Raw genomic sequence first — 14,085 nt, 5'->3', positions numbered from 1 at the left:
GTTTCGTCCTGTGCGGCGACGGCCTGCCACCGCGTATGTCCGGGCCGCACGGGTACCGCGCGAGATGCGGGGGCCCGCTGATCTCGTCGGCGCTGCGGGCGAGCGCCGCCGTGTCGGTCTTGGCGCGCCCCTTGATTCCCGCGCACTGCGACGGCTGGGCACACTCCATGCTTGTAACGGATCCTGCAGATCACCCGCAGTGATCAGGATCCCGATCGCCTGTGGGGCTCGCAGCGGGCTCGGCTGTCCGCCGGCACGGCGCAAGGTGGCGCCGGGAGCAGCCATGGACATGGGCCATCTGGCGAAGGGCCTGGTCGAGGGCCAGTTCCAGAAGTGCAGGTGGGGTGAGAGCGCCGCTGCCGTCCGGTGGGATGAGCCAGTGCAGTGTCCCCCACCGGCAGTGCGGGGCGGGGGCCGCGATCCAGCCGCCCTTCGAGACATATCTCAGGTTGTGACCGGCCCACAGGGCGGTGGGGTCGGGCGGCAGGAGGAATCCCACGCGGCGGCCTCGACTGTCGTGCAGAACCGGCCCCCGTTTGGTCACCGACATGGTGTTGAGTAGTTCGGCGGTGTAGAGGCCCAGGGGCTCAGGAACAGTCAGGACATCCCACAGGCGCCCGGTGGCCAAGAGGTGGACCCCGGTTAAGCCGTGTATCCATTCGTCGCGACACGCGCGCGAGTCTTTTGCTGCGGCAGCCAGCCACTCCAACGCTCTCTGCCACTGTGACAGTGTCATTGCCAACCCCTAACCCAGGCGGACGATGAACGAGTTGGCGGGGCGGCCGAAGCACCCCGCCTCCTCGGTGCTCCGCACTGTCAAGATGCGATCACGAGCTGGGCGCCCTGAGACAAGCTGCGCCATTCTCCTCCTGCATCCCGACCGCGGATGAGCGACTCGTGACCCAGTCCATCCCAATGCCCCACGCCGCTGCCATGCATCGGATGTGCTGTTCGCCGGATGGAGCGAGCGCAGGCGCGTTCAGAGTCGAACGCCAAACAGGACACGCCCCCTTGGCGCCGCATCACCACCCCGTCTCCTCCGCCACCGGCTAGGAGTGTGGAGGAGCACCGCGGAAGCTGTCGAATGCCCTCTCCCCCACTACTCGGTCCGTGGCGCAGACGGCGACGTGGCTGTCACGATCACCCGTCTGCGCGAGAACACCCGCGGCATTCCGAATGCTGAGGCCTCCACGGTTGACAGACTCCGAACTCGTCTGCCTTGCCGTCGCCCAGGCGATGCTGAGCTTCGCCAAGGAGGCAGGCAGCGTGGCCATCGCCCTGGTGAACCCCAGCGGATTGCCCGAGATCGATGTCTGCCGGCAGGTGTCGATCGCATCAGGATCGAAGCTGGTCCTCATCGCCGGGCAGGTCGCCCGGAACGCCGAGGAGGGCACGGTCGGCGAAGGCGACCTCGCCGCCCAGGTGGAGCACTGCTACCTCAGCATCGGGATCGCCCTGGCCGAGGTCGGCGGCTCCTTCGACGACGTGGCGAAACTGACCTTGTACGTCGTCGACTGGACCCCCGACGAGATGCCCCTGCTCCTGGAGGGGATCTCCCGGGCAGCCGCGAAGCTGGGGGGACTCCGGTCCCACCGGCCACGCTGCTGGGTGTTGCGGCACTGGACGTCCCCGACCATCTGGTCGAGATCGAAGCCACCGCGATCCTCGACTGAACGGAGACTCCTGGTCGCTGACCGCCGAAGTGGCCGACCAGCATGCTCAGTCACATCGGAATGACTCGTCTGGTCACCGCCCGCCGCGATCACCTCAACGTCCGGCGATGCAGCAAGCGCCGCGCAGCATGTGGGCCGGCCCGGCGCGCCCATGACGGGTGCCCCACACCCACGCGCGGGCAGCAGTGAGGCGATTGGTGCCCGCGCGGGCCGGGCCGAAGCCAGGGTTCGCGGGAGACGTCTCTTTCCGATGGCGTCATGGTGGGTGGTCCGTCCGGCCGGTGGCCTCGGAACCGGTGGCCGGGGCAGCACCCCCGCTCTCCCTTCTCGGGGTCACCGGCCTGCGGTGAACTCCCATAGCTGGCCCACCAGCTCGTGGTCGGACCGGGCGACGACGACCGAGAAGTCAGGGGTACGCGCGGCAGGCCGGTCGACGGGCACAGCCACGCATCCCTTCAACGAGAACTGGGCCCGTCGCCACGGGGGAGAGCGACGGGCCCGGCCGGCCCCACGCTCCCACACCGCCCGCCGACGCGCACCCAATTCGTGGAAAGCGTGCGCCTGACCAGCGTGCAGTGGTGGGTGAGGCGCGCTGCGATGAGTTTCGAGGCCGAGTCGAGTCTTCTCGGGCGGAAGCGCTTGACACGGGTGGCAGTGGGACGCCGCCCAGTCCCGGAATCGCGGGCGCGTTCTCGACCAAGCCCCATCACGAGCAAGGAGACCCCGGCGTGAGCGAAGTCGTAGTCCACAAGATCATTCGACCTGAGCGCACGAGATCGGGCTCATGGCTGGAGGTGATCGCCTCGAACCTCGACTACCACCGGGCAACCTTCTTGTGGAAGTGCGAGGGCCTCTCGGAGGCACAACTGCGGCAACGGCCCGTGCGCACCTCGGGGTTGACCCTGCTGGGGCTCATGCGCCATCTGCAGGGGGTCGAGCGTCACTGGTTCCAGCGGATGCTGGCGGGCACACCCCCTCGATTCTTCCCTCACAGGACGTACGTCACCGCTGCCGGTGACGAGTGGTACGACGAGTCGGACCCCACACCGGCCAGGGGACGTCTACGAGGACTACGTGGAGGCGTGCGAGGAGTCGCGGCGGGTGTTCGCGCGGGTCACCGACGACACTGCGCGCATCGTGTCGAGTCCGGAGTTCGGTGACACCGACGTGCGGTTCGTCCTTGAGCACGTGATCGAGGAGTACGCCCGCCACATCGGGCACGCGGATCTCCTGCGCGAAGCCATCGACGGCGCCACGGGCGAGTAGCCGGCCCTCCCTGCCGCAGGTCTCTCCGAGTCAGCAACGCGGCTCCTGCGACCGCCCCTCGCCCCATGTCGAGGTCACATCACTGTGGCCAGGCCGATGTGGTTGGGTTCCCGGGCCACGACCACCCGACCACAGGTGGCCTTTTGCCGCTTCAGGTGCTGCCCCATGCAGGCACATGCCGATGTGCCGTACGAGTGAATCCAGCCGTCCGTTGAGTGGCGGCCGGCGTGCCAGCGGGAAGGCCGATCTGCATACCGGACAAGTCACGGGCAGGGAGCGCCCCTATGCCGAAGTTCCTCATCCACGCCACCTACACCCCCGAGGGGGCGAAGGGCTTGCTCCAGGAAGGCGCAAGTGGCCGCCGCGCCGCCGTCGACCAGGTCGTCGCCGGCCTCGGCGGGACGGTCGAGGCCATGTACTTCGCCTTCGGAGAGGACGACCTCGTGTGCATCCTCGACTTCCCCGACCCGGTCGCCATGGCCGCCGTCAGCCTCAGCGTCAAGGCCAGCGGCGCACTCCACACCCGGGCCACTCCCCTCCTCACTCTCGAGGAGATCGACGAGGCCGCCCGCCGAAAGGTCACCTTCCGCCCTCCCGGCGCGTAGACCAAGATGGCCCGACGGAAGGTCGCGCTGGAGCATTGCACCTCCTACTGGCCCCGCCTCAAGCCGTCCCCCAGAGCCACTTCAGGACGGCGGAGAGCCGCAGGATCTCCACCGACCGGGCCCGCTGGGAGCCAACGTGCCAGGGCCGGCCTTTTCCGCCGAGGACGCCACGTTCGGCTGAGATGAGGGCGTGGCACACGCGGTGTGACGTGTGGCCGGGCGGTGGCGGCGCCGGTGGCGTTCGGCTGCCGGTTGTGCGCGGCACGGCGCTGCGGGGCCGGAACGCGGGTTGTGGAGGATGCGCAGCGGTGGGATCGGGTGTCCGTGAGGCATGCGCGGTGGCAGTCGGACGCGGACGCCGACCAGCCGCTGGAGCAACAGGATCTGCGCGGCCTTCCGCAGACCGTGGCGGCCCGGCGGCAGGGGCAAGGTGTGGCTCGGCGCGCCGTCCGGGCCGGTGTGGAAGCGGCGGGCGCCCTCGTGGAAGGCCGTCTCTCGATGTGCTCGACATGGCGGGCGCCTTGCGCGAACACACGTGGCATGTCTGCTTCTCCCAGTGATGGTGAGGATGCTGTGGAGGACGGGAAACAGGCTTCCGGGCTCCCGGAACCCTCCCTAACCTCCCGGAATCATGACGACAAAACACGCGCAGCAGCCCCAGTCGACTGTCGGACACTCCCGCAGACGTTTCCTCACGGCCGCCGGCGGTGCGGTCGGCGCAACCGCGTTACGGCCCGGAGCGCGGGCAGCCGCGGCCACGCCCTCCACCCGGCGCGTCGCCGTCCTCGGCGGCGGCGTCTCCGGGCTCAGCGCCGCCCACGAACTCGCCGAACGCGGCTACGCCGTCGCCGTCTACGAGTACTACGACACCCTCGGCGGCAAGGCCCGCTCGATGGACGTCCCCGGCACGGCCGCCGACGGCCGCAAGCCCCTGCCCGGCGAGCACGGCTTCCGCTTCTTCCCCGGCTTCTACCGGAACCTGCCGGACACGATGCGCCGCATCCCCTTCCCCGGCAGCGCCGACGGCGTCCACGGCAACCTCCGCAACGCCACCGAGGAGTTGTTCGCCCGCGACTCGGGCCGCCCCGACCTGCACTTCCCGCTGCGCCGGATCACGACCCCGCCGGCGCCCGGCGACATCACCGCGTCCTGGATCCGCGACCAGATCCTGTCCGTCCTGGATGTGGGCACCCGCCTACCTGCCGACGAGGCCGCCTACTTCGCCAACCGTCTCCTTGTCCACCTCACCAGTTGCGAGGCACGCCGCGAGGACCAGTGGGAGAAGGTCGCCTGGTGGGACTTCATCCGCGCGGGCGAGATGAGCAGGGAGTACCAGACGCTCCTCGGCATCGGGCAGACCCGCAATCTCGTAGCCACCCGCGCCGAGGTGGCGTCGACCAGGACGGTCGGTCGCGTCATCATCGAGGCCCTGATCCTGTGGGGCCTGCTCGGCCGCGGGATGGACGGCGACGCCGACATCGACCGCGTCCTGAACGCTCCGACCAGCGAGGCCTGGATCGACCCCTGGGAGGCGCATCTGCGCTCGCTCGGCGTCGACTTCGTGACCGGCACGCAGGTGTTGGAGGTCGGGTACGAGGGCGGGCGGGTGACCGGCGTTCGCGTCGCGGCCCGCGACGGCGGCCACGAGCGTACCGTCACCGCCGACCACTACGTCTCCGCAATGCCCGTCGAACACGCCCGCATCACCTGGGGCAGGGCCCTGCGCGCCGCCGACCCGCAGCTCGGCCGGTGCGACGCGCTGAAGACGGACTGGATGACCGGAGTGATGTTCTACCTGCGCACGCCCACGCCTGTCGTGCACGGACACATCAACTGCCTCGACTCACCCTGGTCGGTGACGGCCGTCGGCCAGGCGCAGTTCTGGGACGTACGGGACTTCTCCCGCGACTACGGCGACGGGCGGGCCCACGACTGCCTCTCCGCGATCATCTCGGAGTGGGACAGGCCCGGCATCCTGTACGGCAAGACGGCCAAGGAGTGCACCAGGGACGAGATCGTCGCCGAGCTGTGGGCGCAGCTGAAGGACGGGCTGAACGACGCGGGCAAGACCACGCTCAGGGACGAGGACCGCCTCGGCTGGTTCATGGACCCGGCGGTGACGGGCCTGGGCGGCCCCGACCCGCACAACCGCGAACAGCTCCTCATCCACCCGACGGGCACGCTCTACCATCGCCCCTCGGCGCGGACGGCGATCCCGAACTTCTTCCTCGCGGGCGACTACGTCCGCACCGACGTCGACCTCGCGACCATGGAAGGCGCCAACGAGTCCGCGCGGCGAGCCGTCAACGCCCTGCTCGACGCGGACCGTTCGGACGCAGAGCGATGCCATGTGTGGGAGCTGTACCGGCCGCCGGAGATGGAGCCCCTGAAGCGGGTCGACGAGGTGCGCTACAGACTGGGTCTGCCCAATACCTTCGACCTGGGATGAGCCGTAAGGACCGCTGCTCCGGCGAGAGCGGCGGGATCGAACCAAGCATGCGGGGCCTCCGCGTTTCGGTGGGTTCTCTCCCCCCGCACTCTCTCTATGCGGCGGGCGGCTGTGCGGGGGGCGGTGGTGACGGCGAGCCGGCTGGAGAGCTGGCGGCCTCCGGCGTCGTTGCCGCGGCATCGGCGGCGGGGGCTCGGGCGTGGCCGGGGGCACGCGGTCGATCCGTTGGTGGTGGAGAGCGCGGCCGAGCCGGCGCGCCATCTTCGGCGGGCCACGATGCGTTGTATGCAGTCGCCGTCCGGCTCATCGGGCCGTACCGCGGGCGGCGAGCCCCGCCCTGGTGCGCGCGACGCTCGAAGCCGGCGAGGACGGCCGGTGGAGGCGGAGGGGCCGGACTTCAGCAGCATGGCGCACCAAGCGCGGCGAGGAGCCGCCGGTGGACCGGGGGCCGTCTGATAGGCACGCGGATTCGATGTGTCGGGTGAAGCGGGCTAGTGATGAGGAGGTGGTGCGGGCGCGGACGGTGCTGGTCGGTCTGCGCGGGTTCTACCGCCTGTACGTGCTCTACGGGCTGCTGCTGCCGGACACGCCGGCACAGGTCGCGCTGCGGCAACAGATCGACGGCCTCGGCATGTTCCCGATCCTGGACCACTTCATCACCGTGAACCCCTCCCCCCGGGCAGTTTGCCGTTGGCCTGAGGGACCCCCCGACGCTGCCCCCCGTCGTCGCCCCAAGCGCTCCTCCAGCCCCGTCCAAGCTCCCCCGCCTCGTGGCCGCCGGCGTCATCGGCACCACCATCGAGTGGTACGACAACCCATTCGATCCGGGCTAGGACCTGGGGTTTTGTCTCATTGGCGGACGCCCGGTCGGCACCGGACCAGCACCGGACCCAACACTGCTGGGTACGCAGCAGACGAGTGTGTCACGCAGCGAGCGAGCGGGGGTCAAGAAGACCATGGGCTCCGCGGACATGAACTTCTGGCGATCACACCCTGGTGTACGCCTTGTCGGGCGACCACGGCCCGGACCAGTACACGGCCCCGGACGGCTACCGTCCGGGCGGTCGCCGGTCAGGGCAGCGTCCAGAACCGGACCGTCACGAGGTAGAAGACGACAGCCCAGAAGGCTATCGCCACCACGACGACACCGAGGCCACGGAGGTTGGCCCTTGCCGGTTCGTCCGGCGATGGCCGCAGCCACCGCCCGAGCAACGGGTTCACGTAGTAGGGCATGGTGAGGAAGCTCATGAGGAAACTCGACAGCAGGTTACCCACGAGCAGGCCGATCCAGAGCCGCAAGTGCAGCGGGGACAGAGCAAGCGTCAGCAGCACGACGGTCGGGTACAGGCCGACCCAGACAGCGAGGGAGGTCCTGGTCTCGGAGGGCGGCGGCGGTGCCTCCTTGCCGTTGCCCTCGAAGGCGAACCAACTGCCGAACGAGTTGTCGATCGTATGCAGTTTGAAGTCGCTGAACTTCTCGCCCTCGGCCAGGATCTTCTGCCGTTGGGGCGACGTCAGCCAGGCGTCGAGGTGTTCGGCGCTGTCGTAGCGGTACAGCGTGGTCCATTCCTCCTGGAGCCCCTCGATGGGGCGGAAGAGCTCCGTCCCGCGGAACCCCTCGAACTTGCTCTCCTCCTGGACCATGTGGTGCTGCCAGGCGAGGAAGTCGTCGATCTGGTTCGGGTGGACGCGGTGGGTGACCACCACGGTGACCAGCGGATCCAGTGACTGCGTGCCACTGCTGACCACCTGCTGGGTCGCCGGACCGTCGAAGTACTTGGCGCCGACGTCGAGATACGTCTGCCTGGTCGCGCTGTTGATCCACGCCTGCAGATGCGCCACCGAGTCGAACCGGTAGACGACGACCCAGTCGGGTTGCAGCGGTGTCGGCGGTGAGATCTCGGCGCCGAGGAAACCGGGGTAGTAGGCGGCCGCGGTGTTGAGGCCCTCCTGCCACGCCTCGAACTCGCGCTCCATGCCGGGCAGGACCTTCTGGCCGATGATCGCCGTCGCCGCGGCAGCTATGTTCTTTCCGGTGTTCATGGTGACTCAACCTGTCGACACCGACTGCTCCGCGGGGAGTCGGCCGTAAATGCGTTCCGGAGTCAGCGGCAGCGCACGGTAGCGGACGCCCGTGGCGTCATGCACCGCGTTCGCGAGCGCGGGGGCCACCGGGTTGATACAGCACTCGGCCATCCCCTTGGCCCGCATGGGCCCCACCGAATCCGCCGAGCCCACCAGGAGCACCTCGGTGCGGGGGATGTCGGCGTAGGCGGGGATGCGGTAGTTCCGGAGGTTCGGGTTGACCATGACGCCGCTGTCGTCTAGGTGATGGTTCTCGGTCAGCGCGAAGCCGATTCCCTGGGCGACACCGCCCTCCACCTGTCCCCGGACCTGCGCCGGGTTGATGATCACCCCGGCGTCCGCGGCATGCACGCTGTACAGGATCCGTATCTCACCGGTCACTCGGTGCACGGCGACCCGGAACCCCTGCGTGTTGGAGGTGACGCTCCGGGGCGAGCCGTAGGCCTTGCGTGCGGCGGTGAAACGGATTCCACGCGCCCGGGCCAAGGCGACGAGTTCGGCCAGGGACACGCGCCGCTCCCCGCAGACGACACCGTCGTCGTCCATCGTGCACATCACGACATGGACGCCCGTGTGCGCCGCGGCGAATTCCAGGATGCGGTCGCGCACGGCGTTGGCCGCCCGCAGGACCGCGTTGCCCGCCACGAAGAGGCCCGCGCTCGCGAAGGCACCGGTGTCGAATCCCGTGCGGTCGGTGTCGGACTGCACCAGACGGATCCGCGAGGGTGTCGTGCCCAGCTGGTTGGCTGCGATCTGGACATGGGCCGTGGAGGTTCCCTCCCCGAACTCGGGGGTTCCGACCGCCAGTTCGTACATGAGATCGTCGCCCAGGGTGACCCAGGCTTCGGAGAGGTGTTCCGTCGGGGGCGCGGTCTCGTGCAGGGAACTCGCCACGCCGGCTCCGACGAGCCACTCGGGGCCGGGAGGCGGCCGGTCGGCCGTACGGACCAAGGCGTCGCCCACGAAGTCGATGCACTTGGCGAGTCCGTCCTCGGTGAAGATCACGTCGTCGGGGCCGTCGTGCAGGGCGACCAGGGGCTCACCCGGCCGCACGATGTTGCGCCGACGCAGTTCCAGCGGGTCGATGTGAAGGACGCGGGCCAGTTCGTCCATCGCCGACTCCACGGCGAACGCCGGCTGCGTCATCCCGTAACCTCGCAGCGCCCCGCTCGGCACGGTGTTCGTGTAGACGGAGTACGCGTCGTACTTCTTGTTGGGGCAGTGGTAGATCATGACGGCGGCTCCGCCCGCGTACAGCGTTTCGCCGCCGTGGTTGCCGTAGGCGCCGGTGTTCGACACGTTGCGTACCTGGAAGGCGGTGAGCGTTCCGTCGGCCTTCGCGCCGAGCTTGACCGTCAGGGTCATCGGATGCCGCGGCGAGGCCGTGGTGAACTCCTCCTCACGGGTGTACTCGAGGCAGGTGGGCCGTCCGGTGTCCAGGGTGGCAAGCGCGACCAGGTCCTCAGCGATCACCTCCTGTTTGCCGCCGAATCCGCCGCCGACGCGCTTGCAGAACACCCTCAGCTGGTCCGGGCGCAGCGCGAACAGGTACTCCAGTTTGACCTTGGCGATCGACGGTGACTGCGAACTGGTGCGGACGTTCAGCCGGCCGTCCTCCATCCAGGCGATCGAACCATGGGTCTCCAGATGCGCGTGCTGTACCCGAGGTGAGAAGTACGTGCCTTCGTGGATCACGTCGGCCGCGGCGAATCCCGCGTCGACGTCGCCGATGTGCGAATGGAGTTCGAGCAGGATGTTGTGGACGGGGTCGCGGACGAACGGATCGTGGGAGCCGTGCAGCTGGGGTGCGCCGTCGGCCATCGCCTCCTCGGCGTCGAACACCGCCGGCAGCACCTCGTACTCGACCGCGAGACGCCGGCAGCCCTCCTCGGCCGCCCCGACCGTGTCGGCCAGGACCGCGGCGACGCGCTGGCCGGCGAAACGGACCGTGTCGTCGAGGATGTAGGTGTCGTCCGGGTCGACCAGGTGGTCGGTGTGGATCGCCGTGGTGAAGCGTCTGCGGGGTACGTCTTGCCAGGTGTAGACCCGCTGCACGCCGGGCACCGAGAGTGCGGCCGTCTTGTCGATCGAGACGATCCGGGCGTGCGCGTGGGGCGAGTGCAGCACCTTGAGTTGCAACATGCCGTCGATCTGCGTGTCCATGGTGAACTCGGCGTGCCCTGTCACCACGTCGTGGCCCGCGGGAGCGCCGACGCTCGTCCCGACGGCCTTGCCCGGTGCTGCCGTCTCCACCGCGCGGACGCCCTTCACGGCGTCCTCGATCGCCCGGTATCCGGTGCAGCGGCAGAGGTTGCCCTTCAACGCCCGTGGCAGATCCGCCTTCTGGTCCTCGGTGAAGGTCGCCGACGTCATGATCATCCCTGCGGTGCAGAAACCGCACTGGAACCCCGGCGCGTCCTCGAACTGCCGCTGCATGGGATGGAGTGCGCCGGGCCGTCCAAGGCCCTCGATCGTGGTCACCTCACGGCCGTCCGCGCGGAACGCGGGGGTGATGCAGCTGTGAACCGGTACGCCGTCCAGCCAGACCGTGCAGGCGCCGCAGTCGCCCGCGTCGCACCCTTTCTTCACACCGAAGTGGCCGAGTTCGCGCAGGAAGGTGCGCAGGCACTGGCCGGGGGCTGGTTCCCGGTCGAATGCCGTGCCGTTCACGAGGTAGCTCATGCCAGGTCCCCAGCCGTGAGTTCGCGGCAGATCTCTTCGGCGAAGTGCCGTGTCAGGTGCCGACGGTGGTCAGGGGTCCCGTTGGGATCGGCGAACCAGACGTCGGTCGGCACGGCGTCGATGCTCTGCCGCAGGGTTCGAACATCGGGCAGGGAGTCGAAGGCGATGCGGACCGGCCGCGTGGTACCGGCGGTGACGGTGAGCACCAGGTCACTCGCTCCCAGCCGTTGCGTGCCGACGAGGAACACCGTCGAACGGCCGAGCCGGGTCAGCGTGAAGCGGCGGTGCGCGGTGCGTTTGCGCAGCGCGTACTCCGGAATGGTGATACGCCGGAGGATCTCCCCGGGGGCGAGAACGTTGCGGTGGTCGCCCGTGACGAAATCGAGGGCGTCGACGAAGCGCACGGAGCCGTCAGGGGCCCAAAGTTCGTACTGCGCCTCCAGCGCGACCGTCAACGTGATCATCGGCCCGGCGGGCAAGGACATGCAGATGTTTCCGCCGACGGTCGCCGCGTTCCAGACCTTGAACGAGGACAGGAATGCCTCACAGCTTTTCCGGAAGAGGATTCCGGCGGTCCAGCGCTGCGGCCATGGGAAGGCGTACAGGTCGCGAATAGTGCAGGTGGCGCTGATCTCCAGGCCCTCGTCCGTGGGAACAAGCGGCTCCCAACGCAACGCCGTCAGGTCGATCAGCCGTCGCAGGTCCGGCTGCTCCGCGGAATAGAGCCATGTTCCGCCTGCGAGCCAGGCGTCGCCCTCGTGCCAGTCCAGGCCTGGCCGCTCGGACGGTCGCCGGATTACTTCGGTGATGGTGTTCAGGTCCATGAAAACCGACCTACGGGAGAACGGACCTACGGGAAGGCAAATGTCCCCTGGCACTGTTGGATTTCCCGCTGACCGAGCAGGTGTCGGCCGCCATGCCGCGCCGTTCGGGGCGGCTGAGCCGCGAGGGACCGGCGGGCACAGACACTTTCGCTACAGCCTATCGCAGCATTCGGATGACGGCCCGGCCGAGGACAGCTGAAAGTAGCCGGAGGACTCCTGACCGTAACCGCGCTCATCGGGGGGCCATGTCCCAGGTCAACCCCACTGCCGCTCCTTCCGTCGTCCCGGCGATGTGCCCGGTACGGCTGTAGGGGCCCCGGCGCCGCCGCCATGGTGGGCCCAGCCATTCTCAGACCGAGAACTACGGTCCTCAGGCCGAGAACTACGGTTCTCAGGCCGAGAACTACGGCGCCCCACCCACATACGCCTCTGACCTGTGCCGTCGAGTGGTACCCAGACCTGCGGTCTTGCCCCATCCGCCGTCAGAGAGTCAGCACCGCACCAGCACCGGCGGCGGATCCTGCTGAGTGGCACACAGCAGCCGGCGGGCCGGGTGAGCCCGGCCACCTGCCGCCGGAACCCTGGTTCGCGCACCCTCCGGAGCACCTGGACCACCGCCGCAACTGTCACTCCTGGCGATAAGCGCAGGCGCCCTTGCTCCGACCATTCACGGCTCGCCAATAGCCGCGCACCGCGGGATGTCGCCGATGATCCCTGGGCGGCGTATGCCTCCAGCGAGGCGGCGCTCCACACCACGGCGGGCAGGTTCCAGACCAGCGAGGCGCAGGTGGACCGGTTCGGCCGGAGAGTCGCACGACCGCCTTGTCGGATGCTCCCGAGTCAGGCGGCTGTAGTCGGCCAAATCTCTGGTGATGACCCACAACTGGGCGGGTACGGGACGTCGTTGCGTAGCCGGTCGAGGAGGCCCTGGGCGCGCATCTCGGTGGCGAACGCCGTGCCCGCTGCGGCCTGGTCCTGGGAAAGCGGCGCACAGGAGGGTCCGTTGAGGTACTCGGCCAAGAGGAGTCCGATGGCCGGCCAGGACCGGGCGGCCGACCGAGAGCGTCGCGGGGCCGCGCGGACGGGGCGACAGGCATCGCGCCCGGTGCATGGGCCGGGAGAACGCGGGGTGCCGGCACGCAGCCGGCACGACGGCCTGACATCTGACCGCTCTCGGGCTCGCCACAACGAATCTGCTGCTATGAGCGCCCCGGCCGCGTCACCACGGGGGTGCCTCCAGGGGCGGCGGGCCGCGGTCGTCGGCCCGGGAGAGCGGCACGTCATCGTGGAGGCGAAGCGGGTCCCGCCGATCGCTTACCGGCAGAGGGCCGCCCACGGCTGGGATTTCATCAACTGGTGGTGTGCCCTTGGCCCGGCACGGCCTGCTGTACGAGTACGAGGTGCCGATGGCTGCCTGCCTGCAGGAGCGCCCATGGCCGACCCGACCTGGAGGCTCCCGGCGAAGACACACCGCACCCCGGCATCGCCTGCATTCATGCCATCCCGAGGCCTGGTGGTGTGGGCTCTGGACGAGTCGCCGGTACGCACGCGTAAGACGTGGCTTCTCTTGGTGTGATCGCTCGTTGGCCCGGGTGTGACGGGCCTGGTTGAGCGGTTGGTACCGGACGAGTTGTGGATGGTGTTCCAGCGAGTGGTACCGCCGACGGAGGTGAAACGCCCACAGGCTGGCGCCGACGAGGGGCCTGGGACCGCGAGACCCTGGCAGCGATCATCTTCGTGTCCACCGGGCCCAAACGGGCACATCGCAGCCTTACGCCCACTCAGATAGTTCGGCAAGTGTCATGGCGATCGGTGCGAACCACCTCGACAACCCCTCAGGCATGCTTTGAACGGCCTTCCAAGGCACCTACGGCCGTGACGTACGGAGGAGGGTGATCCGCTGCCTCACGTCGTCTCTTCCGGGCGGATGGTCGGCGTGATCGGCGTGGGGTCGGTGAGGTTTTCGGGCGCCGTCGTCCATTCGATGCCGCCTCGCCGCGGGGCCAGCCAGGCGACCGGCGCCGGCGCCGTGCCTTCCGGTGCGATGGCGCGGAGAATTCCTCGCCGTCCTGTCGCGGAGTCCGTCACCATGTGGCCGAGCCATGGATGCGAGCGGTGCATCAAGCCCGTCGCGGTCACGACTGCTCCACGTGAGGAGCCGGTGCCTGCGCCTTGTGACGAGGAGGTGAGTAGCGGTGCGTGGGGGGACATGGTGGTTGTCTTCCCTTCGAGGCCGGGCCGCGAGGATGCGAAGCGGCGGCGACGCCTTCCCGGCAAGTGTGTTCGAATCGGCGTGCTTCCTCGGCGTTCGGTGGCGACAACTGTGCGGACTCGGCGGGCCGTTGACGGTGGGGGTTCGAGGGTCCGGCTGGACCTCTCACTCATGTAACTATGCTCGCAGCCGACTTCACGCTGCAACTGCTTCGCTGATAATTTCAGCCAGACGGTATCCAGTTGGTTTCACCATCAAGTCGCCTGCGGGTGCGTCATGGTGACGTGCT

Annotated in this window: 6 protein-coding genes and 2 pseudogenes; 4 read left to right on the top strand and 4 right to left on the bottom strand. The window is 68.9% G+C overall.

All coding sequences use genetic code 11. The features are described 5' to 3' along the window. Positions 1–1,266 precede the first annotated feature (1,266 nt). The 4 genes and pseudogenes from ACWGJ5_RS04080 to ACWGJ5_RS04065 all read left to right on the top strand — a co-directional run bounded on the left by ACWGJ5_RS04080 (position 1,267) and on the right by ACWGJ5_RS04065 (position 5,993). Positions 1,267–1,673, top strand: a pseudogene (locus ACWGJ5_RS04080) (RidA family protein). A gap of 728 nt (positions 1,674–2,401) precedes the next feature. Then, a pseudogene (locus tag ACWGJ5_RS04075) lies at positions 2,402–2,939 on the top strand (DinB family protein). 284 nt (positions 2,940–3,223) lie between these two features. Further along, complete coding sequence (locus tag ACWGJ5_RS04070) at positions 3,224–3,544, top strand: GYD domain-containing protein (RefSeq protein ID WP_453308200.1); 321 nt, start codon at positions 3,224–3,226, stop codon at positions 3,542–3,544. Positions 3,545–4,175: 631 nt separating this feature from the next. Continuing rightward, entirely contained in the window at positions 4,176–5,993 is a 1,818-nt protein-coding gene (locus ACWGJ5_RS04065) for a hydroxysqualene dehydroxylase (protein WP_453308199.1), read from the top strand. A gap of 1,071 nt (positions 5,994–7,064) precedes the next feature. Here the strand turns inward: ACWGJ5_RS04065 and ACWGJ5_RS04060 are convergent. The 4 genes from ACWGJ5_RS04060 to ACWGJ5_RS04045 form a co-directional block, all read right to left on the bottom strand. Next, a complete protein-coding gene (locus ACWGJ5_RS04060) occupies positions 7,065–8,036 on the bottom strand; it encodes an antibiotic biosynthesis monooxygenase (protein ID WP_453308198.1) in 972 nt (323 codons plus the stop codon). A 6-nt stretch (positions 8,037–8,042) separates the two neighbouring features. Beyond that, the gene (locus ACWGJ5_RS04055) at positions 8,043–10,760 is read right to left on the bottom strand and encodes a molybdopterin-dependent oxidoreductase (RefSeq protein WP_453308197.1); all 2,718 of its coding nucleotides are present in this window, start codon (positions 10,758–10,760) and stop codon (positions 8,043–8,045) included. Then, complete coding sequence (locus tag ACWGJ5_RS04050; protein ID WP_453308196.1) at positions 10,757–11,584, bottom strand: FAD binding domain-containing protein; 828 nt, start codon at positions 11,582–11,584, stop codon at positions 10,757–10,759. Before ACWGJ5_RS04050 ends, ACWGJ5_RS04055 begins: the two co-directional genes overlap by 4 nt. A 1,905-nt stretch (positions 11,585–13,489) precedes the next feature. Further along, positions 13,490–13,723, bottom strand: coding sequence for a hypothetical protein (locus ACWGJ5_RS04045; protein ID WP_453308195.1), 234 nt, complete (start codon positions 13,721–13,723; stop codon positions 13,490–13,492). Between the last annotated feature and the right edge of the window lie 362 nt (positions 13,724–14,085).

It is taken from the genome of Streptomyces sp. NPDC054783, from assembly GCF_053611725.1.
The sequence above is the reverse complement of the archived record's forward strand: the minus strand, read 5'-3'. Positions and strand labels throughout refer to the sequence as shown.